The organism is Streptomyces sp. 17_S59, from assembly GCF_056930295.1.
The window spans coordinates 2,261,287-2,284,212 of record NZ_JBXOWD010000001.1 but is presented as its reverse complement, the minus strand read 5'-3'; the positions used below and the strand labels follow the sequence as shown (position 1 = coordinate 2,284,212).

The window sequence follows — 22,926 nt, the reverse complement described above, 5'->3', positions numbered from 1 at the left end:
GGGCGGCGGCTCAGCCCGCCGCGTTGACCATGGACGCGGCGGCGTAGGTGAGGTAGTTCCACAACTGCCGCTCGAGCTCCGGGGCGAGCCCCAGCTCGTCCACCGCGTCCCGCATGTGCCGCAGCCAGGCGTCGTGCGCGGCGCGGTCGACCGTGAAGGGCGCGTGGCGCATCCGCAGCCGGGGGTGGCCCCGGTTCTCGCTGTAGGTGCGGGGGCCGCCCCAGTACTGCATCAGGAAGAGGGCCAGCCGCTCCTCGGCCGGCCCCAGGTCCTCCTCCGGGTACATCGGCCGCAGCAGCGGGTCGTCGGCCACCCCCCGGTAGAAGCTGTGGACCAGGCGACGGAAGGTCTTCTCGCCGCCGACCTGCTCGTAGAAGGTCTGCTCCGGAAGCGTGCCGCGCGGAATCTCTCTCACGCCTCCATGGTCTCAGACCGCCCGGCCGAGGACCGGCGGCTTAGGACCGGCCCCCTCGCCCCCTGGTCCCGCGCACCGGCCCCCGTGCCCTCGGTCCCGCCTCAGCCGCGCCGCACCGTGATCGTCGTCCACGCCCCGACGTGGACCCGGTCGCCGTCCTGGAGCGGCACCGGCACATAGGGCTGGATCGGGTCCTCGGAACCGTTGATCGTGGTGCCGTTGGTGGAGTCCTGGTCGACGACCGCCCAGCCGCCGTCCGGCTGCTGGACGAGCATCGCGTGCTGGTGCGAGACGCCCGGGTCCTCCGGCGGGCGCGACAGGTCGATGTCGGGGGACTCGCCGGTGCTGTGCCGGCGGCGGCCGATGGTCACCTGCTGCCCGGCGAGCGGGAACTGCAGCTCGGGGGAGTAGGCGGGCAGGTTGAGCCCCGCCGCCTCCGGGCCGCTGCGGTTCATCATCGCCAGGAAGTACTCCCGGTCGGGCGCCACGACCGCCACCCAGCCCGCGGGCTGCGCGGGCACCGCGGGCGACGGCGGGACGGGTGACGGCGCCACGGGCTGCGGCACGCCCTCGCCGGCGGGCCGCTCGCCCTGGTGCTCGTACGACCCGTAGGGCTCGTACGGGTACGCCGGAGGAGCGGCGGGGGCGGCGGGCGGCGCGGACGGGGCCGGCGGTGCGGACGGGACCGAGGGGGCGGAGTGCGGCGGGGACAGCATCCAGTCGTCCTCACCGCCGCCCTCGTACGGGCCCTGCGGCTCCAGCGGCTCGGCCGGGCGGTTGATCCGGGACGGGCGGGAGCCGTGGTACTCGAAGCTCTGCGGCTGGTTGTGCTGCGGCGGGGGCGGCGGCGCCGACTCGAAGGAGTGGACGGGCGGCGGCGGGGGCGCGTAGGGCGAGGCCGACCGCGTGAGGAAGTTGTAGCGGCACTCCTCGCAGAACGGGGCCTGTGCCTCGCGGGGCGTACGGCACTGCGGACACAGCTCCGCCTGGACGGTGGCGTCGCCTCCGCCGCCGGGATAGCCGTAGCCGCCGCTGCCGGCCGCGGGCGGCGCCGGCGGGGGCGGCGGGACGGCACCCGGGGGCACGGCCGCCCCCGTCATCCGGTGGCCGCACACCTCGCACCAGTCCTCCGCCTCCGACTGGTGGCCGTTCGGGCAGGTCGGCATGTCCGTCGATTCCCCCTCTGACGCCGTGTTGAAAGCTGTCTGCTCTGTCCGTGCCGTTGTGCGCGCGCCGCCCCGGGCAGCGCGCTACTTCTTCACGCGAACGGTCTTCGTGGAGCGCGTCTCCAGCGTCATCTCCGCCTCCTCCGAGACCTTCGCCTTGAGCCGCACAGTACCGTTCGCCGCGTCGACGACGTCCACCACCTTCGCCAGCAGCCGCGCGGTGTCCGCGTGGCCGGAGCGGGTGGCCAGCTGCACGGCCCGGCCGAGCTTGGCGGTGGCCCCGCCGATGTCCCCCGACTTGCGCAGGTCCAGGCCCTGCTGGATGGCGTGGGCCAGCTCGGCCTGGCCCGTGTAGTGGGCGACCTGCGGGTTGATGGCCGTGGACGCCACCAGGTCGTCCGTCCACACCGCCCGCACCAGGCCCTGGGCGAGCACCTGCGGCGAGGAGTTGTCGGGCGCGGGTACGACGAGGGAGACCCGGGCGGCGAGCATCTCCTGCCCCAGCTGGGCGGCGGGGACCCGGACGCCCACGTGGTAGTCCCGGGACTCGTCGCCCCAGGAGCCGGTCGGGTAGTCGCCCGCCCGCGGCCCGGCCTCCCGGCGCCGGTCGCTCAGGTCCTCGACGGTGGGCGCGACCTGTTTGACGAACCGCACCTCGGCGCCCTGCGGGGTCCACAGCCGCAAGGAGACGTCGCCGACCTCCTTGCCCATCACCGCCTCCATCATCTGCGTGAAGTCCGCCGCCAGCCCGGCCGGGTCCGCGACGATGTCGGCGCTGCCCAGCAGGGCGGAGGCGATGCCGGTGACCTCCTTGACCTTCCAGTCCGTGCCCACGCCCCGCGCGTCACAGGTGAACCGGCCCGCGCAGGCGTCCAGCGCGGCCCGCAGGGCGTCCGGCTCCTCGTGCTCGTTGCGGCCGTCGGTGAGCAGGATGCCGTGGCGTATGGAGGCGTCGGACGAGGACAGCAGCCGGTCGGCCAGCCGCAGCCAGGTGCCGATGGCCGTGCCGCCGCCCGGACTCAGCTTGCGCAGCGCCTCCTTGGCCTGCCCCCGGGTCGTCCCGGAGGCCACCGCGAGCCGCCCGCCCGCCGGGTAGACCTCCCGCGCCTGGTGGGTGCCGGCGACGACGGCGAAGGCGACGCCGTCGCGCAGCGCGTCGATCGCCGCGGCCGTCGCCTCCCGCGCGCTGCGCATCTTGGCGGGCGGGTAGTCCATCGAGCCGGAGCAGTCGACCATCAGCACGACGGCCGCATCGGGGGCGGGGGCGGCGAGCGGCACGGCGGAGGGCGACGAGGCGGGCCGGGGCACCTCCGCGGCGAGGCCCCCCGAGGCGGTGACCGTGACGATCGCGTCGACGTCGCGGCCGCCTTCCGGAAGGTTGACGTTCTGGTACACCTCGACCGAGAACCGCGGCTCCGCCGGCCGGGAGAGGTTCGCCATCTGCTCCGCCTCCTTCGTGCTCCACGTGGTCACATGGGCGTGCGACGGGCGGACAGCCGTGCGGTGCCCAGGGCATGACACCGCGTTGATTCCCCCCGTGGACGCTCGGGCCGTCAGGCCGATCCTGCCCCTTCCGGCCGCGCCGGGAACGGCAGTACCGCCACTGTTACGTTGTCGTGGCCCCCTCCGTCCAGGGCATGGGCGAGCAGATGCCGTGCGCAGTCCAGCGGCCGCGCGCGGGCGTCGTCCGGCACCACCGCCGCCATGTGCTCGGCCGACTCGGCGTAGTTCCACAGCCCGTCGGTGCAGACGATCACCACGCCCGGCCGGTCCGGGTGGTACGAGGCGGTGTGCGGCTCGACCTCGTAGGCGTCCGCGCCCAGCCAGCCGGTGATCGCGTGGGCGCGCTCGTCGGCGTACGCCTCGGCCTCCGACATCAGGCCCGCCGCCACCATCTGGGCGGCCCACGAGTCGTCCTCGGTGAGCCGGGCGGGCTGGGTGCTCCGGTCGTCGGGCACCCAGTAGGCGCGGCTGTCGCCGACCCAGCCGACGGTCAGCAGGTCGCCGGTGACGACCGCGCTGACGATCGTGCAGGCGGGCGCGTTCTCATGGCGGTGCAGGTCGTGCCCGCGCGCCCCCTCCCCGGGCAGGGCCAGCGCGGCCACGGCCTCCGCGGCCCGGAGGATGGCCTGCCGGGTGGCCTCCCGCGGGGGAGCGCCCTCCGCCAGTGCCCCCGCCAGCAGCTCGTGCCCGCTCGCACAGGCGGCGGCCGAGGCCTCGTCGGGGCGGGCCGCCGACGACACGCCGTCGCTGACGACGGCGACGACGGCCTGCCCGCCGGGGAGGTCCAGGGTGGACACGGCGTACGCGTCCTCGTTCCGGTGGTGACGCAGGCCGCGGTCGCTGACTGCCGCGACGCCTGCCGACTCGTGCTCCATGTGATCCCGTTCGTGCGGCTGTGCATGCCCGCAGTGTTCGCAGTACCCGTCGTTGTCGATCATGCCCGACCGGCAGGCCGCGCAGCCCCGCCCGGCGCCCGCGCAGGGCGCCGACTGGGCCGGCACCCCGCCGCCGGGCGGGGCGGGACGGTGGTCGTCACCACCCCGCACCACCGGCGTGTCCGGCCACCGCCCCGGGCCGCCGGGCCCGGGCGGCACCGCCGAGAGGTCGGTGCCGCAGCCGCCGCAGAAGTTGTCGGCGGGCTCCAGCGGCTCGTGACAGGCGGGGCACGCCGTCAGCTGTGGGGGCAGTTGCGACATCGATCACACCCATGTCCTGGGGCGGTAACGGTTGGCCCGCTCCACCAGTTCGATCCGTTCCTCGCCGCGCTGGGCGAGCCGTGCGAGCACGCGGTACGAGCGCTCCAGCCCGAACCGCAGGCCCCGCTCGTCCAGGGCGTGGCCGAGCAGTTCCTCCCGGCCCGGCGGCGCGGCACCGCCCGGCGCCGCGCCCGCGCCGCCGGCCAGCACCCAGTCCAGCGCGGAACCGAGCACTTCCGTGGCCAGCCGTTCGCGCCGCACCGCGTCCAGCCCGAAGTCCGCGAGCCGCTCCACCTGGCCGGCGGCGGCCCCCAGATCGGGCAGCAGCGCCTCCTGCGGGGCCCGCTCCCGCAGCCGGGCCCGCACCGCCGCGACACGCGCCGCCGTGTAGTGGATGGAGGACTCCGGCACCGACTCCAGCGCCCGCACCCCGCCCGCCCGGTCGCCGCCCGCGAGCCGCACCCGGGCCAGCGCGAAGGCGGCGCTGACGAAGCCCGGGTCGGTGGCCCACACCAGCCGGTAGTACTCGGCGGCGTTGTCGAGCTGCCCGAGCAGCTCCGCACACACCCCCAGCGCCAGCTTCGGCGCGGGCTCGCCGGGGAACGCGTCGTAGACGGCGTCGAAGGCCAGCGCCGCGGTGCCGTGGTCGGCGGTGGCCAGCGCGTGGACGCCGCGGTGCCAGACGACACGCCAGTCGTCGGGCCGCACGGCCTCCAGGGCGGCGAGCGCCTGGCCCGCCGGGCCGTCCTCGCCCAGCTCCAGCCGGGCCCGCACCCGGCGCAGCCGCAGCTCCGGCGAGTCCACGGGGGCCGCGCGCAGGGCCGCGTGCAGCTCGGCGGGCCGGGAGGCCAGCAGGCCCGCGAGGAAACCGGCGTTGGGGTCGTCCGGGTCGACGCGGGGGAGCGGCAGCGCGAGCGCCGCGGCCCGCGCGTCGAGCGGGGCGAGCCGGATCGCGGCCGTCCCCGGCGCGGGCCCGGCCGCCGGGGACGCGCCCGGCAGCGACCGGGCGCGGCGGCCCGTCGTCGCCCGGGGGCCCAGCAGCGAGACGTCCCCGGCCGGCTCCGCGAAGAGCAGCGAGTCCACCACCCGGGTCTCCGGCCCGAACAGGGTGGACACCGCGGGCCGGGGCGTGTCCGTCTGGAGCGCCACGATCTCCCGCAGCACCCCGGTCAGCTGCTCCGCCATCTCGTCGGCGGATGCGAACCGGCGTGCCGGGTCGGGGTCGGTGGCCCGGACCAGCAGCCGGTAGAAGGACTCGTAGCGGCGGAAGACGTCGATGTTGTCGGGGTCGGGCAGGCTGTCCGCGAAGACGTTCGTGTAGCCCTGGAAGTCGAAGGTGAGCACGGCCAGGGTGCGCGCCACGGTGTGGAGGTCGGAGGCCACCGACGGGCCCACCTCCGCCACTTCGGGGGCCTGGTAGCCCACCGTGCCGTAGATGGGGCTGTCGTGGTCGTCCATCCGCCGGACCGCGCCCATGTCGATGAGCTTGAGCTGGTCCTGCTGCTGAATGGCGTTGTCCACCTTGAAGTCGCAGTAGAGCAGGTTCCGGCTGTGCAGGTGGGCGAGCGCCTCCAGCGCCTCGATGCCGTACGCGCACGCCTGTTCCACCGGCAGCGGGTCCCGCCTGCCGTCGGGGGTGCGCCGCTCGTTGGCGATCTCCTTGAGCGACTTGCCGCCGACGTACTCCATGACGATGTAGCCGTCGAGGCTGCCGGTGCGCTGGTCGAGGTGCTCGACGAAGTTGTAGATGCGGACGATGTTGGAGTGCTCGATCTCCGCGAGGAAGCGCCGCTCGGAGACGGCGGCCGCCAGCGCGTCCTCGTCCCCCGTGTCCAGCAGGCCCTTGAGCACCACCCAGCGGTCGGAGACGGCGCGGTCGACGGCCAGGTAGATCCAGCCCAGCCCGCCGTGCGCGAGGCAGCCCGCCACCTCGTACTGACCGTGCACCACATCGCCCGGGTGCAGCTTGGGGACGAACGAGTAGGGGTGGCCGCACTTGGTGCAGAAGCCCTCCACCCGGCCCGGCCGGTTGTCGCCGCGCGAACGCCCCACCGGGGCCCCGCAGTCGCCCTTGCTGCAGAACCGCTTCCGCTCCGGCACCTCCGGGTTGGCCAGCACGGCCGCGCGCGGCTCGGGGCGGGGCATCCCCGGCATGCTGACCAGCCCCGCGCCGAGCTTGTTGCGGCCGGGCGTACCGCCCGCGGACGGCCGGCCGCTGCGCACCGACACCGAGGGCGGGCCGGTGGCCTCCGTGTTCGCGGACAGCGACCGGGACAGCCGGCCCGGCACGGACCGTCTGGAGGTCGAGGACCGGGAGGACTTGGACGACGACCCGGACGAGGACTTGGACGACGACCCGGACCCTGCGGACCCCGAGGATCCGGAGGACGGCCGGCCCGAACCGCTGCCCGCGCCCTCCGACCCGGAACCGCTCCGTCCGCCCGCGTGCGTGACCCCGGTCGCGGGCGAGGAGACCAGCCCGCCCGGCGACACCACCGGGGCGAGCCCGCAGGTGTCGCAGTACAGCTCGCCGCCCCCGACGTCCTCGTACGTGCCCGCGCAGTCCGGCCGCTGGCAGTCGGTCCCGGTCATCCGTCCCCCCTGTGGTCGGCCGGTCCCACCGGCTCGGCCGGTGTCCCCGCCACGGCCTGCTGATAGCGCAGCACGGCGTTCTCGGCGGCGACCAGATCGCACGGCGCGCTCCACAGCATGCGGCGCGCCGTGTCGTACCGCTCGCAGACGATCGCGTCCTCCGCCAGTCCGAGCCGCGCCGCCTTCGCCTTGTACGCGTCGAGCCGGCCGCGCAGCTCGGCGCGTACGGCCAGCGGCGCCGTCACCGCGGTCAGCGACTCGCGGGCGCGCAGCAGTTCCTCCTCGGCACGCTGCTCCAGGCCCTCCAGGAGCGGGGAGAGCCGGTGCCACCGGGCGTGTCTGCGGTGCTCGGCGGCGGCCGACAACTGCTCGTACAGCGCGGTGGGCGGGCCGGAGACGGCCGGCACCTCGTACGCGGCGATCTTCGACAGGACCTCGGTGCGGGCCTGGCGGGCCTCGCCGAGCGTGCGGTCGGCGCGCGAGAGCACGTCGCGTACGCGCATCAGCCGGTGCTCGGCGTCCTGGCGGACGTCCAGGACGGCCTCCACGTCACGGCGCACGTCGTCCAGGGCGCGGGCGGCGCGGTCGTAACGGGCCGTGTCGGGGCGGCCGCCGGGGGCCTCGCTGGGCGAGGGACCGGTCCAGAAGACGAGCGGATCGGATATCACCTCGGACCGCAGCGCGGCCAGTTCCATGGTGATCCGCTCGAGGTCGTCGCCGGAGGGGTGCTCGCCCGGCCGCACGCCCACGGAGTGCGCCAGGGAGCGGGTGCGCCGCAGCTCGGCGGCGAGCAGGTCGATCCGGGCGGGCAGCGCGGACCAGACCGCGTCGGCGCTGACGACCACGTCCAGAGCCTGGGCGTACCAGCCGTTCATCCGGTCGACCAGGTCCGCGAGGCTCAGCCGCTCGCTGAGCCGCGCGGTGGTGCCCAGGGCCGCGGCCCTGGCCGCCGGGGGGCCGCCGGGCAGGGTGACGGCGGCGCCGCGCAGCAGGTCGGTCAGCTCGGACAGTTCGCCCTGGGTGGGCCAGCGGCGGCGGCCGCGCAGCTCACGCGCCGCCTCCAGGGCGTCGGTGTAGGCGTCGAAGTACACCCACAGCTGGGTGATCAGCTCTTCGGTGACCGCCCACCTGCTCCGGGTGGTCCCGCTCAGCTCCGCGCCCTCGAGCAGGCGCCGGCCGGCGTGGTCCTGGAGGGCGAGCAGCGAGGACTCGACGGCCTCGTGCTCCGCGCCGAGCCGCGCCAGCGCACGGTCCACCTCCTCGCGGCTCAAGGCCGGCCCGGTGGGCCCCGCGACCGCCATCGATCCCCTTTCCTGTCCGCGGCCCGCGCCGCGCACGAACGGTATGAACGATACGCACGGAAAGTCTTGTCAGTCCCTGTACCTCGGTCCTTGTGCCCGGTTCTGGTGTCCCGGTTCCTGTGCCTCAGTCCTTGTACTTCGGTTCCGGCGGTGCGGTGATCCCCTTGAGGTCGGCCGCCAGCCACTTGCGGTAGGCCTGCATCCAGGGGCTCTCCTCACCGCCCCGCCGGTAGTCCTCCAGTACTGCGTTGACCCGGCGTACCAGGTCTTCGTCGCCGAGGTTCATCGCCACGCCGTAGGACTCGGTGGTGAACGGTTTGCCGACGAGTCGCACGGACGGGTCCTGGGCCGCCTGTCCGGCGGCCAGGGCGCTGTCCGTGACCACCGCGTCGACCTGCCCGAGCTGGAGCCGCACCAGGCAGTCGAGCTGGTTGGGCACGGTCAGCACGGAGGCGCCGTGCGACTCGTTGCGCAGCTCGCTCTCGCCCGTGGAGCCCTTGGCCGTACAGACCTTCTTCCCCCTCAAGGTGTCGTCGAACGCCTTGACCGGCGAGCCCACCGGGGCCAGCACCTGCTGCCCGGCCTCGAAGTAGGCCGTGGAGAAGGCGACTTGCCTGATCCGGTCGCAGTTGACGGTCATGGTGCGCGCGATGATGTCCACCTTGCCCTTCTGGAGGGCGGGTATGCGCTGGTTGGTGGGGATGGCCAGGAAGACGACCTTGTCGGGGTCGCCGAGGACGGCCTTGGCGATGGCGCGCACGAGGTCGATGTCGAAGCCGCTCAGCTCGCGGGTCGCGGGGTCGCGGTAGCCCCAGCGGTAGCTGTTCTGGTCGACACCCGCGATGAGCCGGCCGCGGCTCTTGATGCGCTGCACGGCCGGTCCGTCGGCGGTGCTCGGCCGCAGACTGGCCTCCGGGTCCGTGCACTGTGCGGACGCCTGGCCGGCCTCCGCCGCGGCCCGGTCCGGGGGCCGCTCCGCGGGCCGCCCGGTGCCGTCGGCGTCCGCGGGGGACGGCCACAGCAGCCCGGCGGTCGCCGCCAGTGCGCACAGGACCGCCGCCACCGCCGCCGGAACCCTGCGTACCGCGCGCCGCCCGTCCATGCCTCCGCCTCCCCCTGTCACCGGTACTCCGACAGCCTGCGCCCGATGCCCAGCACCGCGCCCGCCGCCCCCAGCACGGCCAGCGCGGCGGCCCCGGCCGTCAGCCCGGCGAGCGCCCCGCGCCCGTCGTCGGCCGCCTGCCGGAAGACGTCCTGCTCATGGGCCAGGGCCCGGCGCAGGACGGTGTCCACGCGGTCGAACGACTCGCCGGTGCTGCCCCCGGCGCCGTCCTTCCCGCCGATCACCCCGGCCAGCGCGCGGTCGTAGTACCCGCCGACGTCGGCCGTGCGGGCGTCGGTGTGCCGCCGCTGCCACTCCCGGGCGCTCGAGACGGCCTCGGCCACCGGTTCGCGCCCCTCGGTGCCGTCCGCCAGCAACCGGGCCCGGTCCAGGAGGCTGCCCGGCTCGGGGGAGCCGTCGGCCCGTGCGCCCGTCCCGACGAGTTGGCGCATGCCCGTGAGATAGCCGGCCTCGTACGCGTCGTCGCCGCCGGAGGTGAGCACCGCGCCGCGCGCCACGAGGGTGAGGTTCTCGTCGCCCCGGGCCTGGAGCGAGGCGATCCGGGCCTCGTTGAGCACCTGGAGGGACTTCGCCCCGTGCTCGTACGAGTCGGTCAGCTCCGCGCGGGCCACGCCGTGCCCGACGGCCAGCCACAGCAGCACCGCGCCGGCTGCCCCCGTCGCGGCCAGCAGGCCGTGGTTGAAGACCCGGTTGGTGCGGCGGTAGTTGCGGCGCTGCGCCCAGCCGAGCGCGCCGAGGGCCAGCACCCCGGTGCCGAGCGCGGCCCAGGGCCACTTCTCGGCGTCGTCGTAGTCGGCGACCAGCCGGAGCGTCTCGGCCACGTACAGGGCGCGGGCGGCGGGCAGCAGCTCCTCGCGCATCCGGTCGCTGGCGTAGCGCAGATAGGCGCCGCCGAGCGGGAGGCCCTGCCGGTTGTCGGTGCGGGCGGTCTCCACGAGGCCGGTGTAGACGGGGAGTTGGGCGTTGAGCCGGGATATCTGGCGGCGGGCCTCCGCCGAGCCGCTGGTGTTGGCCGAGGCCTTGACCAGCAGCTCGGACGCGAGGGCGATGTCCTTCTCGTACCGCTGCCGGACGGCCGGCGGCTCCTGGCCGCCCGCCAGGAAGCCGGCGGCGGCCGTGGTGTCCGCGTCGGCGAGCGAGCGGTAGATGTCGGCGGCGTCGGCGCTCAGCGGCTGGCTGTGGCCGACCACGTCGTCCGCGGCGGCGGCGCGGTCGGCGACCTGCCAGGCGGTGAGCGCGCCGAAGAGGAGCAGCAGTGCGGCCAGGGCGGCGCCGATGATGCGCAGTCTGCCCGGTTCGGTCGTGGCCGCGGCTCTCAGGCGGTCCAGGCCCTCGCGCCATGCGGTGCGCGGCGGGCCGGGATCCGGCTGTGGTGGTGACACGTGACCTCCCCCTCGGTCGCCGGCGGTGCCCGGCCAGCAGTATGGCTGCAGGCACGGACAAATACACCGGTCGTGCACCGATCTTGAACGGACCGAGATTTTCGGTGGGGGCCGTGCCCGGCGTCCACCCGTGTACACGTGGGGGGCGCGTGTGCGGTTCCGATTTGGGGGGTTCTTTTCCCCACCCCGCCCCTTCCCGAAACTGGGGCTGCGCCCCAGACCCCAGGTGAAGAACTGGGGGGCTTCGCCCCCCAGGCCCCCCGTTCCGGGGGCAATTTCAGCCCCTCCGACATTTGAGGAGCGGGGGTCCGGGGGCGGAGCCCCCGGTTTCGGGAAGGGGCGGGATCGGGGAAAAACTCCCCCGCAACCGCGCGTACGCCTCCGCCCCCGCCTCCGCCTCGTCCAGCGCCAGCAGCGCCGCGCCCAGCACCGGAGGTGCCGTCACCAGGCGAGGAGTCGCCCTGGGGGCGCGCGTGGCCAGGAGAGCGACGATGCGGTCGTGGAGCAGCGCGTGGCGCGCCGTCAGCACCCCACCCCCCAGCACCACCGGAACCTCCGCCTCCAGCAGGCCCAGCCGGGTCAGCGCGGCCGTCGCCATGGCGACCACCTCGTCCGCCTGCCGGGCCACGATCGCCCGCGCGACCGCGTCCCCCGCCGCCGCCACCTCGAAGAGCACCGGAGTCAGTTCGTGGCGCCGCGCCGCGGGGACGTGCCCCAGGTGCAGGGCCTCGATCAAGGCGGCCATGCCGGTCAGCCCGAAGCGGGCGGGCAGTGCTTCCGCGAGGGCCGTGGGCCCTCCCCGGCCGTCCGCCGCCCGCGCCGCCCACCACAGCGCCTCCTCGGCCAGGTGGCCACCGCCGCCCCAGTCGCCGGAGATCCGGCCCAGGGCGGCGAAGCGGGCGATCCGCCCGTCGGGCGCCACGCCCGCGCAGTTGATGCCCGCGCCGCACACCACGGCCACCCCCGCTGCCGCGCCCCCGTCGGGCAGCCCGGCCCGCAGCAGGGCGAACGTGTCGTTGCCGACCGTCACCGAATCGGCCCACCCCCACGCGCGGATCTCCGCCGTCAGCCGCTCCTCCTCCACCGGCAGATCGGCATTGGCCAGGCACGCCCGGACGTGCGCCACCCGCAGCGGTTCCGGCAGCCCGGCCCGCCGCGCCGCCTCCGCCACCGTCCCGGCCAGCTCCGCCACGGCCCGCGCGGGCCCCGTACGGGGTGGCTGGAAGCCGCCGCCGCGCGCGGTGCCGAGCAGCGTGCCGCGGGTGTCCAGCAGCGCCACGTCGGTCTTGCTGTTGCCTGCGTCGACGGCCAGCAGCGCGGCGGTCACGCCCACGCCAGGTGCTCCCGGTTGTGGGCGATCAGATCGTCGGTCAGCTTGTCGGCGTGCTCGATCTGGCCCACCAGGGGGTGCGCCAGCAGGGCCTCGAACACCCGGTTCCGGCCGCCCTTCAGCGCGGCTTCCAGCGCCAGGTGCTCGTAGGCCGTGACATGGGCGATCAGCCCGGCGTACAGCGGCTCCAGGGGGCGCACCGGCAGGGCGTGCGCGCCGTGGGCGTCCACCTTCGCGGGGACCTCGATCACGGCGTCGTCGGGGAGGAAGGGCAGGGTGCCGCCGTTGAACGCATTGACCACCTGGACCTCGCCCGTGCCGGCCAGCAGCGCGGAGGTGAGCGCCACGGCCGCCTCGGAGTAGAACGCCCCGCCCCGCTTCGCCAGCAGCTCCGGCTTCTCGTCCAGCGCCGGGTCCGCGTACAGGGCCAGCAGCCGCCGCTCCATCTCCGCCACCTCGGCCGCCCGCGAGGGCTTGTTCCGCAGCTCCCGTACGACCGCGTCGTGCTGGTAGAAGTAGCGCAGGTAGTACGAGGGCACGGCCCCCAGCCGGTCCAGCAGCCCGCGCGGCATCCGCAGGTCGGCCGCGACGGCCTCGCCGTGCTCGGCGATCAGCCGGGGCAGGACGTCCTCGCCGCCGATGCGGACCGCGCGCTCCCACGTGAGGTGGTTGAGCCCGACGTGTTCCAGCTCCACCTCCTCCGGCGCGACGCCGAGCAGCTTCGCGAACTTGCGCTGGAAGCCGATGGCCACATTGCACAGCCCGACCGCCCGGTGCCCGGCGGTCAGCAGCGCACGGGTCACGATGCCGACCGGATTGGTGAAGTCCACGATCCAGGCCGCGGGGTTGCGGCGCCGGACGCGCTCGGCGATGTCCAGCACCACCGGCACGGTGCGCAGCGCCTTGGCGAGCCCGCCCGCGCCGGTGGTCTCCTGTCCGACGCAGCCGCACTCCAGGGGCCAGGTCTCGTCCTGCTGCCGGGCCGCCTGCCCGCCCACGCGCAGCTGGAGGAGCACGGCGTCCGCGCCGCCGACGCCCGCGTCCAGGTCCCCGGTCCAGGAGATCCGGCCGGGGTGCCCCTGCCTGGCGAAGATCCGCCGGGCCAGCCCGCCGACCAGCTCCAGCCGGTCGGCGGCCGGGTCGACGAGGACCAGCTCCCGGAGCGGCAGCGTGTCGCGCAACCGGGCGAAACCGTCGACGAGTTCGGGGGTGTAGGTCGAGCCTCCGCCGACCACTGCGAGTTTCATCCGAGCTTCACGGGGATTCGGCCCTTCACTCCGGTGACGGACGGCTGGGGGAGGGGACGCTATGCGTCCGTCCGCACGCGCGTCAATGGTCCGTACCTGCCCTGCCCGCCCCGGGCCGGAGCGGCCGCGGAAAAACGGCGCGACACCGGACAAGACCGGCTGTTAGGTTCCCGCCTCATGGAACCACTGGGCGAGAACGACATACGCGCCTCCTTCGTCAACTGCTCCAAGGGAGAGGCCCGCAGGATCAGCCTGCCCCGGGGCCTCGCCGAACTCCCCTGGGCCGACCTGGATTTCCTCGGCTGGCGTGATCCGGGCGCCCCGGACCGGGGCTACCTCGTGACGGAGCGGGCCGGTGAGCTGGTGGGCGTCACCCTGCGGGTGCCGCAGGGCGGGCCCCGCGCCCTGACCAAGACCACCATGTGCTCGCTGTGCCTGACGGGGCACGGCGGCTCGGGCGTCTCCCTGCTGGCCGCCCGCAAGGTCGGCGCCTCCGGCCGCGAGGGCAACACGGTCGGCGCCTACATGTGCGCGGACCTGGCGTGCCCGCTCTACGTACGCGGCAAGAAGGTGCCGCTGATGTCGATGCGGTACAAGGAGTCGCTCTCGGTGGAGGAGCGGCTGGAGCGGATGCAGGGCAACGTCGGCGAATTCCTGGACAAGGTCTTCCAGGACTGAGCACGCCGGGACACGGGCCGGGACCCGCTCCGGGTCACTTCCCGAGCGTCGCGCCGGGCGGCACGGGGGCCGGCGGAGGCGGTATCGGCGCCGTGGCCTGCGACTGCGGGGACGAGGGGTTGCCCAGCGCCGAGGGCGCGGCCACGGCCGCCGTGGGGTCCGCCGCCGCGGCCGGGTCGGCCGCGGCGGTCGGCGCGGCGCCCATGCGGATGCCCGCCGAGTCCAGGGCCTGCTTGATCCGCCAGCGCAGCTCGCGCGCGACGCCCGCCGCATTGCCCGGGGCCGTCTTGGCCTGTACGCGCACGATCACGGAGTCGAGCGTCACCGAGTCCAGGCCCATGACCTCGACCGGCTCCCACAGCCGCTCGTCCCACGGCGAGGACTTCGCCATCTCCGTCCCGGCCGCCGCAATGACCTCGCGGGCCCGGTCGAGGTCCTCGTCGTAGCGCAGCGCGACGTCGACCTCGGCCATCGCCCAGCCCTGGCTGAGGTTGCCGATGCGCTTGACCTCGCCGTTGCGCACGTACCAGATGGCGCCGTTCGCGCCCCGCAGCTTGGTGACGCGCAGGCCCACCTCGATGACGGTGCCCGTGGCGACACCCGCGTCGATCTCGTCGCCCACGCCGTACTGGTCCTCGAGGATCATAAAGACGCCCGAGAGGAAGTCGGTGACCAGATTCCGGGCGCCGAAACCGATGGCGACGCCCGCCACACCGGCGCTGGCCAGCAGCGGAGCCAGGTTGATCTTGAGTACGGAGAGCACCGTCAGCGCCGCCGTGCCCATGATCACGAACGAGGCGACGCTGCGCAGCACCGAGCCGATGGCCTCCGAGCGCTGCCGCCGCCGCTCGGCGTTGACCAGCAGGCTGCCGAGCGCGGTGCCGTCGACCGCCTGTGCCGTGCGGTTCATCCGCGCTATCAGCTTGGTGATGGCGCGGCGGATCAGCGAACGCATGACGACGGCGATCGCGACGATCAGGATGATGCGCAGGCCGTTGCTGAGCCAGACGGACCAGTTCTCCTCGACCCAGCCCGCGGCGTTGTTCGCCGTCCGCTGCGCGTCGTCCAGGGACGGGGGGCGGGGCGGCGGGGTCGAGTCTGCGGCCAGGGCAGCGGACCAGAACACAGCAGGAATCCTCCGGTGTGGGACAGACCCGCGCCGAGGTGCAGCGCGGGGCAGACCCACCACACTAACGGGGCAGACCCGGTCTTCCGTTGTTGTGTTCGAGAAGGGGCGGGTCTTGCGCACGGTTGGCCGTGGATGGCCCAGGTGTGCTCCAAAACACCTGAGACCCGTTACCCGGGGATGGTGGCGCTTCGGCCAGGGGCCAAGAGACACTTGCAGGAGATCGTCCCGGCGCGAGCCACGCGCCGCCGGCGTACAAGGAGGCACCCGTGCCGCATGTCCTGGTCCTCAACGCGTCGTACGAGCCGCTCGGCGTCGTACCGCTCCGCCGCGCGCTCATACTCGTCCTCAATGAGAAGGCCATCAGCCTCGAGGACACGGGCGCCTATCTGCACAGTGCGACCTGCACCATTCCCGCACCCAGCGTCGTCCGGCTGAAACGCTTCGTGCGGGTTCCCTTTCGCGGCCCCGTCCCGCTCACCCGCCGGGCGCTCTTCGCCCGCGACGGCGGGCGCTGCGCCTACTGCGGTGGCGTCGCAACCAGCGTCGACCACGTCGTCCCGCGCAGCCGGGGCGGGCAGCACGCCTGGGAGAACGTGGTGGCCGCGTGCCGCCGCTGCAACCACGTCAAGGCCGACCGGCACGTCGCCGAGCTGGGCTGGCGGCTGCGCCACCAGCCCGCGCCGCCGACGGGCCTGGCGTGGCGGATCATCGGCACGGGCCACCGGGACCCGCGCTGGCTGCCCTACCTGGAGGCGTACGGCGCGCAGGACGCGATGGCCCGGATCGACGGCATCTCCGCCTGAGCCGGCCGGTCCGCCGCCGCACCTCGGACGCAGAGGACGCCGTGCGGCGGCGGCCCGGCCCCGGCCCTGACCCACCGGACAACCCCCTAGTGGGTCTCCCGGCGCTGCTCCGGCGCGCCCTTCTGCGGCTCCTGCACGGCGTACGCCTCGACCTCCCACAGCGAGTAGCCGAATCCGGTGGCCCGCTTCTCGCCCTGGACGCGCACGAACCGCGCGTCCGGCGCGTCCATGCGCACGGACTCCGTGCCGCCCTTGCCGTCGGTGACCGAGGCCGCGTCCCGCCAGGTGCGGCCGTCCGGCGAGACCTGGATCCGGTAGCGGGCCGGGTGGGCGTCCTGCCAGTGCAGCACCAGGCGGCCCAGCCGGACCGGGCCGGGCAGCTCCAGCTGCCACCAGGCGTCGTCCCTGGGCTGCGACGACCAGCGCGTCTTCGGGTCGCCGTCGATCGCCGCCGCGGCCGGGAAGAGCTGCGCCTCGTCGCCCGAGGAGGCCGCCCGCGCCCCGCGCGCCAGGTTCGGCCCGCCCGAGGGCGGATACGCCCGCAGGGTCACCGTCCGCTCCTGTCCCGCCAGTCCGACCGTCACGGGCAGCGACCCGGCCGGTCCTCCCGCCGGGACCGCCAGCTCGATCCGGGCCGTGGTCACGCCCCCGCGTGGCACGGACAGTTCCGCCGGGGCGGCGACCACGACGCCCTGGGGGGCCTTGACGACGAGCCGCTCCCGCACCGCCTCCGGCCGCCGGTTGATCATCTTCACCTCGAACACCGCCGGGCGCCCGCCCGCCTCCACGTCCGCCGTGCCGGGCGTCAGCTCGACGTCGGCCGTGGGGGTGTCGCCGAACCAGGGGCTGAACTCGTGCACGTTCGGCGGCGCGGCCGCCGTGCCGTCACCCCACACCACGCGCAGCGCGTCGGCCTGCACCCCCCGGCCCGGCACCTGGGTCCAGCCCCCCTCCGCCAGTGGGCCCAGCGGCTGCCAGCCCCGGGCCGGGTCGTGGGCCTCGACCGTGCCGTGCGCCCCCGGCAGGGGGTCGGTGAGCAGGGTGACCATGGTCAGCGGGTGCGGCCGGGGCAGCCGCACGTCCAGGGGGACGCCCGGCCGCGGGGTCACGGCCGTGGCCGGATCGCCGTCGGTGGCCCCGCCCCCGGTGCGCAGCGGCCGGTCGACGCCGGTCCAGCCGTTGGCGGCGGCCAGCGCCCGGTCCAGGAACGGGGACAGCACGCCCTTGCCCACAGTGGCCCGGGACGTCCCGATCCCCTCGCGCAGCCGCTGCACGTCGAGCTGGGCCCGCCAGGCCGCGGTCCCGTCGCCGCGCGCCTGGGCGGTGAGCATGTCCACGGCCCGGCCGCCCGCCTCGCCGTACCGGGCCAGCTGCTCCAGCCACGGCCCCACCTCGTCGCCGAGGAGCGGGGCGAGCCGGGCCGGGGCCTCGGCCATGGTGCGGAACGCGCCGCGCAGCCGGTCCGCCGCCTCCGCGGTCCGGCCCGCGTCCGCCGAGCCCAGGGCGGCCCAGAAGTCGTCCAGCAGCGGCCGCAGGTACGCCGACTCCTCGCCGCCCAGCACCGACGAGGCGTCGTTCCCGGCCAGCGCGCGCAGCGCGTCCCGGGTGGCGGCGGCCCCGGGGTCCGCGGGGTCCCCGCCCGCCAGGTCGTCGACGGCCGCCCGCCAGGACTCGTCCGGCCGGTAGCCGCGCGGGTTCCAGGCGTAGTCGGCGGCGGTGAACAGCGGGATGCGGGACGCGGTCGGCTGGGCCGAGGCGTTGGCCAGCAGCGCGGCCGAGCCGGTGGCGACGGCCGGCTCCCGGCCGGTGTACGGGCCGAGGAAGATACGGTCCTGCGCGAAGTCGTTGACCGGGTAGTTGTCCATGGTCACCAGCGGGTGCCCGAACGCCGCGCGGGCGTCGGCCAGTTCACCGCCCGTGATGGTCCTGGGCACCACGCCCACGCCCGTCCAGGCCACCTCCACCCGCGGGTCCAGCGCATCGGCCAGCGCCCGCCGGAAGGCCGTCCGCCCGTCCTGGTAGTACTCGGTGGGCAGCAGCGACAGCGGGGCCGCCTCGGGGCCCTTCCCGGCCAGGTGCCGGGCCAGTTCGCCCGCGACCTTCGCCTGCGCCTTCGCCGCGGCCTTCGGCCCGGAGCCGAACGCGTCGGCGTCCGCGCCGCAGTGCCACTCGCTGTAGCTGACGTCCTGGAACTGGAGCTGGAAGGCCCGCACCCCCAGCGCCCACATCGCGTCGACCTTGCGCTTGAGCGCCCGGACGTCGTCGGCGGACGAGAAGCACATCGCCTGCCCCGGCGCGACGGCCCAGCCCAGGGTCACGTGGTTGCGCCGGGCCCGCTCGGCCAGCTGCCGGAAGGCGGCGCGCTGGGCTGCCGGGTAGGGGTCGCGCCAGCTCGCCTGGCGGTACGGGTCGTCGCCCGGCGCGTACAGATAGCGGTTCTGCTTGGTGCGGCCCATGAAGTCCAGCTGCGCCAGGCGCTGTTCCGGCGACCAGGGCTGCCCGTAGAAGCCCTCGGTCAGCCCGCGCACCGCCGTGCCCGGCCAGTCACGGATCACGGCCCCGGCGAAGGCCCGGCCGCCGTCCCGCGCCACCGCCAGCTGCCGCAGCGTCTGCGCCGCGTGGAACAGCCCGTCCGCGCCCGCCCCCGCCAGGGCCACCGCCGGCCGGCCGTCCAGCTGCCCGGTGGCCAGCCGGTAGCCGCCCGCCGGCAGGTCGGCGGCGGGCGGGGCGCCGAGCGCACGCAGGGCGTCCTCGGCCGGCTGCCCGCCCGCGTACACGATCAGCCCGCGCGGCGGCGGGGTGCCGCCGGGCTGGGCGTCCACGACGGTACGGGCGCCCAGGCCGCGCAGGATCTCGCGCAGCGCGTCCAGGGCGTACGGGTCGGTGCCCTGGTCGGCCATGAGCGTGACCTCGTCGCCCACCCGGGCGTACGCGCCCTGGGCGCGCGCCGACTGGGGGCGCGGCCAGACCGGCGGCAGGGCGCCCGCGCTCTCGCGGTCCGGGGTGTCGGGCGAGCCCGCGGCGGCCGCGGCGTCGCCCGGGCGGCCGTCGGCGAGGGCGTCGGTGGCGGTGCCGAGCAGTCCGCCGAGGAGGGCGGCGGCCAGGACGGTGACGCCGGCGCGGCGAGGGGCCAGGCGGCCGATGCCCCTCCCGTACGAGGGCTCGCTGCTCTCGGACCGCACGCCTTCTCCTCGCTTCCGGGGGCCCTGGCCGGGGGCTTTCCCCCACCCCGCCCCTTCCCGCTGTATCCGATATGCGGCTCCGCCGCAGGGCGGGGGCTCCGCCCGCCGGACCCCCGCTCCTCAAACTCCCCCAGCTACCGCTGGGAGGTGCCCCCGGAGGGGCTGAATTCGCCGAGCCCACCACCACGCGCCGGAGCATGTCAACGCAGGTGACCGAACTGCCGGTAATGCCCAGCGGAATGTGTCGGGCGCCGCCACCCGTGGGTAGGCAGAAGCAATCGGCACGGGCGGCGGCGAGCACGGAGGTCCCGATGAGCAGAGCGCGCCTCGCCGGACTCCACGGTGTCGCCACCTCCTACGAGACCGCCCCCGGCCGCACGGCCCGCGTGTCCGAGGACACCGTCGTCGCCGTCCTCGCCGCGCTGGGCGTCGACGCCTCCACCCCCCGGGCCGTCCGGGACGCCCTGGAGGCGTACGAACTGGCCGAGCGCGGCAGGCTCCTGCCCCCGACGGTCGTGCTCCGGCAAGGCGGCAGCGGCGGCCGGAAGGCCGACGTCCCCGAGGGCACCGTGCTGCGCGTCGACACCGAGGACGGCCGGACCCTCGACTGGTCCGCGCCCGGGCCCCTCCCGCTCGGCGCCCACCTCCTGCGCGCCCACGCCCCCGACGGCCGCACCGCGGCCGCGCCCCTGATCGTCGCCCCCGACCGGCTGCCCGCACCGCCCGGCCGCGCCCACGGCTTCCTCGTCCAGCTCTACTCCCTGCTGTCCGCCCGCTCCTGGGGCATGGGCGACCTCGCCGACCTCGCCGACCTCGCGGCCTGGTCCGGCCGCGCCTTCGGCTCCGACTTCGTGCAGATCAACCCCCTGCACGCGGCCGTCCCCGGGCCGCCCACCGATCCCTCGCCCTACCGCCCCTCCTCCCGCCGCTTTCCCGACCCCGTCCACCTGCGCATCGAGGAGATCCCCGAGTTCGGTTACCTCACCGGGCCCGCCCGCGCCGAGGCCGACCGGCTGGTGGCCGAGGCTGCCGTGCTCCGCGGGGCCGTGCTCCGCGACGGCGCGCTGATCGACCGGGACGCCGTCCGCGACCTCAAGCGCCGCGCGCTGGAGCTGGTCCGGGCCGTGCCGCTGGGCCCCGGCCGCCGCGCCGCCTACGACGCCTTCCTCGCCGAGCGCGGCCAGGCCCTCGACGACCACGCCACCTGGTGCGCCCTCGCCGAGGTGTACGGCCCCGACTGGCGGTCCTGGCCCGGCGCCCTCAAGGATCCCCGCTCGGCCCGCACCGCCCGCGCCCGCGGCGAGCTGCTCGACCGGGTGGACTTCCACTGCTGGCTCGCCTGGCTCACCGACGGTCAGCTGGCCGCCGCCCAGCGGGCCGCGCGCGACGCCGGGATGCGCATCGGCCTCGTCCACGACCTGGCCGTGGGCGTCCACCCCTCGGGCGCGGACACCTGGGCCCAGCAGGACGCCTTCGCCCCCGGCATGTCCATCGGGGCGCCCCCCGACGAGTTCGGCCCGCAGGGCCAGGACTGGGGCCTGCCGCCCTGGCGCCCCGACGCCCTGGCCGCCACCGGCCACGCCCCCTACCGCGAGCTGCTGCGCGCGCTGCTGCGGCACGCGGGGGCGCTGCGCATCGACCACGTCATGGGCCTCTTCCGGCTGTGGTGGGTGCCGCAGGGGTACGAGCCGCGGCGCGGCGCCTACGTGCGCTACGACGCCGAGGCCATGCTGGGCGTCCTCGCGCTGGAGGCGCACCGCGCGGGGGCCGTGGTCGTCGGGGAGGACCTGGGCACGGTCGAGCCCGGGGTCCGGGAGGCCCTCGCCGAGCGGGGGGTGCTGGGCACCTCGGTGCTGTGGTTCGAGCGGGACTACGCGAGCGAGGGCCGGGAGCCGCTGCCGCCCGAGCGCTGGCGCCCCGCCTGCCTGGCCACCGCCACCACCCACGACCTGCCCAGCACCGCCGCCCGGCTCACCGGCGACCACGTGGCGCTGCGGCACCGGCTCGGCCTGCTCACCCGCCCGCTGGCCGACGAGCAGCGGGAGGACGCCGCGGCCGTCGCCCAGTGGCTGGCCCTCTTCGGGCGGCTCGGGCTGCTGCCGGACGGGCCGGGTGACGAGGAGGCCGCGGTGCGGGCCGTGCACCGCTTCCTGCTGCGCACCCCGGCCCGCATGATCGGGATCTGGCTGCCGGACGCGGTCGGCGACCGCCGCCCGCAGAACCTGCCCGGCACCTGGGACCAGTTCCCGAACTGGCGGCTGCCCCTCGCCGACGCCACGGGCCGCCCGCTGCCCCTGGAGGAGCTGACCGCCTCGCCCCGGCTGCACGCCCTGATGGAGGCCGTCCTGGCGGAGGGGCGTCGCTAGGCCACCCCGGACGCGCGCGCCCCGCGGGTGTCCGATACGTTGAGGCCGTGAGCAATAAGGTCAACAAGAACGCCGTGCGCGCCGGTGCGATCTCCGCCGGCACGCTGCTGATGCTGCTGATGTCGTCCCCCGCGTTCGCGCTCACCCGCGACGACGGCGACGACCCGGGCCCCGGCCTGAGCGTGATCAACACGCTCGGCCTGTACGTGGCCGCGCCGATCGTCCTGTTCCTGGTCATTGCGGGCCTGACCATGGTCCTCGCCCGGAAGTCGGACAACACCTTCACGCACGACACGCATTACCCGCGTACGTCCCGCTGACGCGGATATCCGTTCAGACAGACGCCCGGAAGGCCCGGCATCGATCCGATGCCGGGCCTTCCTGCTGCCCGCGAACGCGAACGCGGCCGCCGCGATCATCCTTATGAGGTCTTTAACTTACGGTGACGTAACCTACGGGACCGTAAGTGGAGTCCCCCAGTCAGGAGTCGTCCGTGGCCATAGCCCCCTCCCTCAGCAATGGTCGGGAATGGAGCGACACCAAACTGCTGTACGCCCTCGAAGAGGCCGTCGCGGTCGAGCTCGACCGTCACCTGAAGGTGGCCAAGGAGTGGATGCCGCACGAGTACGTGCCGTGGAGCGACGGGCGTGACTTCGACGGCGTCATGGGCGGCGAGGCCTGGGCCCCCGAGCAGTCCAAGGTCTCCGAGATCGGCCGCACCGCCCTCGTCGTCAATCTGCTGACCGAGGACAACCTCCCCAGCTACCACCACGAGATCGCCACGCTCTTCGGCCGCGACGGCGCCTGGGGCACGTGGGTGCACCGCTGGACCGCGGAGGAGGGCCGGCACGGCATCGTGATGCGCGACTACCTGCTCACCTCGCGCGCCGTCGACCCGGTCGCGCTGGAGCGGTTCCGCATGCAGCACATGAGCGAGGGCTTCGAGTCCGACAATCGCCACAGCATGCTGCACTCGGTCGCCTACGTCGCCTTCCAGGAGCTGGCCACCCGCGTCTCGCACCGCAACACCGGCCATCACTCCGGTGACCCCGTCTGTGACCGTATGCTCGCGCGTATCGCCACCGACGAGAACCTGCACATGGTCTTCTACCGGAACCTGCTCGCCAAGGCCTTCGAGCTGGCGCCCGACCAGACGATGAGCGCCGTCCGGGACGTGGTGGTCGACTTCCGGATGCCGGGCCACGGCATCCCCGGCTTCGAGCGCGCCGCTGCGCAGATGGCGATCGGCGGCATCTACAACCTGCGCATCCACCACGACGACGTGCTCCAGCCGGTGCTGCGCTTCCTCAAGGTCCTCCAGATCAAGGGGCTCGGCCCCGAGGGCCTGCGCGCGCAGGAGGAGCTGGGCCTGTTCATGGACGGCCTCGACGGCCAGGCGACGAAGTTCGAGGACCGCCGCCAGGCGCTGCTGGACCGCCGCCGGGCGCAGGCTGCCAAGGCCTGAACGGCCCTGCCCGTACAACACGAGGGCGCCCCGGACCGGTCGGTCCGG

17 protein-coding genes are annotated in these 22,926 nt (G+C 75.2%); 5 read left to right on the top strand and 12 right to left on the bottom strand.

Annotation, left to right across the window (positions count from 1 at the left end; translation table 11 throughout):
* Nucleotides 1-10: 10 nt before the first annotated feature.
* The 10 genes from AC1Z4A_RS10100 to AC1Z4A_RS10055 form a co-directional block, all read right to left on the bottom strand.
* The gene (locus tag AC1Z4A_RS10100; RefSeq protein WP_483677552.1) at nucleotides 11-415 is read right to left on the bottom strand and encodes a globin; all 405 of its coding nucleotides are present in this window, start codon (nucleotides 413-415) and stop codon (nucleotides 11-13) included.
* A 101-nt stretch (nucleotides 416-516) separates the two neighbouring features.
* Complete coding sequence (locus tag AC1Z4A_RS10095) at nucleotides 517-1,581, bottom strand: FHA domain-containing protein (protein ID WP_483677551.1); 1,065 nt, start codon at nucleotides 1,579-1,581, stop codon at nucleotides 517-519.
* An 84-nt stretch (nucleotides 1,582-1,665) separates the two neighbouring features.
* Nucleotides 1,666-3,021: a vWA domain-containing protein gene (locus AC1Z4A_RS10090; protein ID WP_483677550.1), complete on the bottom strand. Its 1,356-nt coding sequence runs from the start codon at nucleotides 3,019-3,021 to the stop codon at nucleotides 1,666-1,668.
* Nucleotides 3,022-3,134: 113 nt separating this feature from the next.
* A complete protein-coding gene (locus tag AC1Z4A_RS10085; protein WP_483677549.1) occupies nucleotides 3,135-4,280 on the bottom strand; it encodes a protein phosphatase 2C domain-containing protein in 1,146 nt (381 codons plus the stop codon).
* 3 nt (nucleotides 4,281-4,283) lie between these two features.
* Nucleotides 4,284-6,872, bottom strand: coding sequence for a serine/threonine-protein kinase (locus AC1Z4A_RS10080; RefSeq protein ID WP_483677548.1), 2,589 nt, complete (start codon nucleotides 6,870-6,872; stop codon nucleotides 4,284-4,286).
* Nucleotides 6,869-8,173 (bottom strand): hypothetical protein, encoded by a 1,305-nt coding sequence (locus tag AC1Z4A_RS10075; RefSeq protein WP_483677547.1) that lies wholly within the window; start codon nucleotides 8,171-8,173, stop codon nucleotides 6,869-6,871. Before AC1Z4A_RS10075 ends, AC1Z4A_RS10080 begins: the two co-directional genes overlap by 4 nt.
* 124 nt (nucleotides 8,174-8,297) lie before the next feature.
* On the bottom strand, nucleotides 8,298-9,275 hold the full coding sequence (locus tag AC1Z4A_RS10070) for a glutamate ABC transporter substrate-binding protein (protein ID WP_483677546.1): 978 nt from the start codon (nucleotides 9,273-9,275) through the stop codon (nucleotides 8,298-8,300).
* Between the two features lie 17 nt (nucleotides 9,276-9,292).
* Nucleotides 9,293-10,678 carry a hypothetical protein gene (locus AC1Z4A_RS10065; RefSeq protein ID WP_483677545.1) on the bottom strand — a complete coding sequence of 462 codons (1,386 nt, stop codon included), beginning with the start codon at nucleotides 10,676-10,678 and terminating at the stop codon, nucleotides 9,293-9,295.
* 277 nt (nucleotides 10,679-10,955) lie between these two features.
* Entirely contained in the window at nucleotides 10,956-12,011 is a 1,056-nt protein-coding gene (locus AC1Z4A_RS10060) for an N-acetylglucosamine kinase (protein ID WP_483677544.1), read from the bottom strand.
* On the bottom strand, nucleotides 12,002-13,255 hold the full coding sequence (locus AC1Z4A_RS10055) for a 6-phospho-beta-glucosidase (protein ID WP_483677543.1): 1,254 nt from the start codon (nucleotides 13,253-13,255) through the stop codon (nucleotides 12,002-12,004). Before AC1Z4A_RS10055 ends, AC1Z4A_RS10060 begins: the two co-directional genes overlap by 10 nt.
* 177 nt (nucleotides 13,256-13,432) lie before the next feature.
* Between AC1Z4A_RS10055 and AC1Z4A_RS10050 the strand changes: the two genes are divergently transcribed.
* Nucleotides 13,433-13,933 (top strand): FBP domain-containing protein, encoded by a 501-nt coding sequence (locus tag AC1Z4A_RS10050; RefSeq protein WP_483677542.1) that lies wholly within the window; start codon nucleotides 13,433-13,435, stop codon nucleotides 13,931-13,933.
* Between the two features lie 34 nt (nucleotides 13,934-13,967).
* On the opposite strand, the gene AC1Z4A_RS10045 is transcribed toward AC1Z4A_RS10050, so the two are convergent.
* A complete protein-coding gene (locus AC1Z4A_RS10045; RefSeq protein ID WP_483677541.1) occupies nucleotides 13,968-15,059 on the bottom strand; it encodes a mechanosensitive ion channel family protein in 1,092 nt (363 codons plus the stop codon).
* Nucleotides 15,060-15,328: 269 nt separating this feature from the next.
* Between AC1Z4A_RS10045 and AC1Z4A_RS10040 the strand changes: the two genes are divergently transcribed.
* Complete coding sequence (locus AC1Z4A_RS10040; RefSeq protein WP_483677540.1) at nucleotides 15,329-15,865, top strand: HNH endonuclease; 537 nt, start codon at nucleotides 15,329-15,331, stop codon at nucleotides 15,863-15,865.
* An 86-nt stretch (nucleotides 15,866-15,951) separates the two neighbouring features.
* On the opposite strand, the gene AC1Z4A_RS10035 is transcribed toward AC1Z4A_RS10040, so the two are convergent.
* Entirely contained in the window at nucleotides 15,952-19,047 is a 3,096-nt protein-coding gene (locus AC1Z4A_RS10035; protein WP_483677539.1) for a glycoside hydrolase family 84 protein, read from the bottom strand.
* 311 nt (nucleotides 19,048-19,358) lie between these two features.
* On the opposite strand from AC1Z4A_RS10035, the gene malQ reads away from it, so the two are divergent.
* The 3 genes from malQ (at nucleotide 19,359) to AC1Z4A_RS10020 (ending at nucleotide 22,878) form a co-directional block, all read left to right on the top strand.
* Nucleotides 19,359-21,413 carry a 4-alpha-glucanotransferase gene (malQ, locus tag AC1Z4A_RS10030; protein WP_483677538.1) on the top strand — a complete coding sequence of 685 codons (2,055 nt, stop codon included), beginning with the start codon at nucleotides 19,359-19,361 and terminating at the stop codon, nucleotides 21,411-21,413.
* A 47-nt stretch (nucleotides 21,414-21,460) separates the two neighbouring features.
* Nucleotides 21,461-21,733: a hypothetical protein gene (locus AC1Z4A_RS10025; protein ID WP_483677537.1), complete on the top strand. Its 273-nt coding sequence runs from the start codon at nucleotides 21,461-21,463 to the stop codon at nucleotides 21,731-21,733.
* Nucleotides 21,734-21,906: 173 nt separating this feature from the next.
* Complete coding sequence (locus tag AC1Z4A_RS10020) at nucleotides 21,907-22,878, top strand: acyl-ACP desaturase (protein ID WP_483677536.1); 972 nt, start codon at nucleotides 21,907-21,909, stop codon at nucleotides 22,876-22,878.
* Nucleotides 22,879-22,926: the final 48 nt, after the last annotated feature.

What these genes read in the sequence shown, in the direction of transcription:
- AC1Z4A_RS10095 (WP_483677551.1), bottom strand. Translation starts at nt 1,581, where the DNA reads ATGCCGACCTGCCCGAACGGCCACCAGTCGGAGGCGGAGGACTGGTGC.
- AC1Z4A_RS10090 (WP_483677550.1), bottom strand. Translation starts at nt 3,021, where the DNA reads ATGGCGAACCTCTCCCGGCCGGCGGAGCCGCGGTTCTCGGTCGAGGTG.
- AC1Z4A_RS10085 (WP_483677549.1), bottom strand. Translation starts at nt 4,280, where the DNA reads ATGTCGCAACTGCCCCCACAGCTGACGGCGTGCCCCGCCTGTCACGAG.
- AC1Z4A_RS10080 (WP_483677548.1), bottom strand. Translation starts at nt 6,872, where the DNA reads ATGACCGGGACCGACTGCCAGCGGCCGGACTGCGCGGGCACGTACGAG.
- AC1Z4A_RS10075 (WP_483677547.1), bottom strand. Translation starts at nt 8,173, where the DNA reads ATGGCGGTCGCGGGGCCCACCGGGCCGGCCTTGAGCCGCGAGGAGGTG.
- AC1Z4A_RS10070 (WP_483677546.1), bottom strand. Translation starts at nt 9,275, where the DNA reads ATGGACGGGCGGCGCGCGGTACGCAGGGTTCCGGCGGCGGTGGCGGCG.
- AC1Z4A_RS10055 (WP_483677543.1), bottom strand. Translation starts at nt 13,255, where the DNA reads ATGAAACTCGCAGTGGTCGGCGGAGGCTCGACCTACACCCCCGAACTC.
- AC1Z4A_RS10050 (WP_483677542.1), top strand. Translation starts at nt 13,433, where the DNA reads ATGGAACCACTGGGCGAGAACGACATACGCGCCTCCTTCGTCAACTGC.
- malQ (WP_483677538.1), top strand. Translation starts at nt 19,359, where the DNA reads ATGAGCAGAGCGCGCCTCGCCGGACTCCACGGTGTCGCCACCTCCTAC.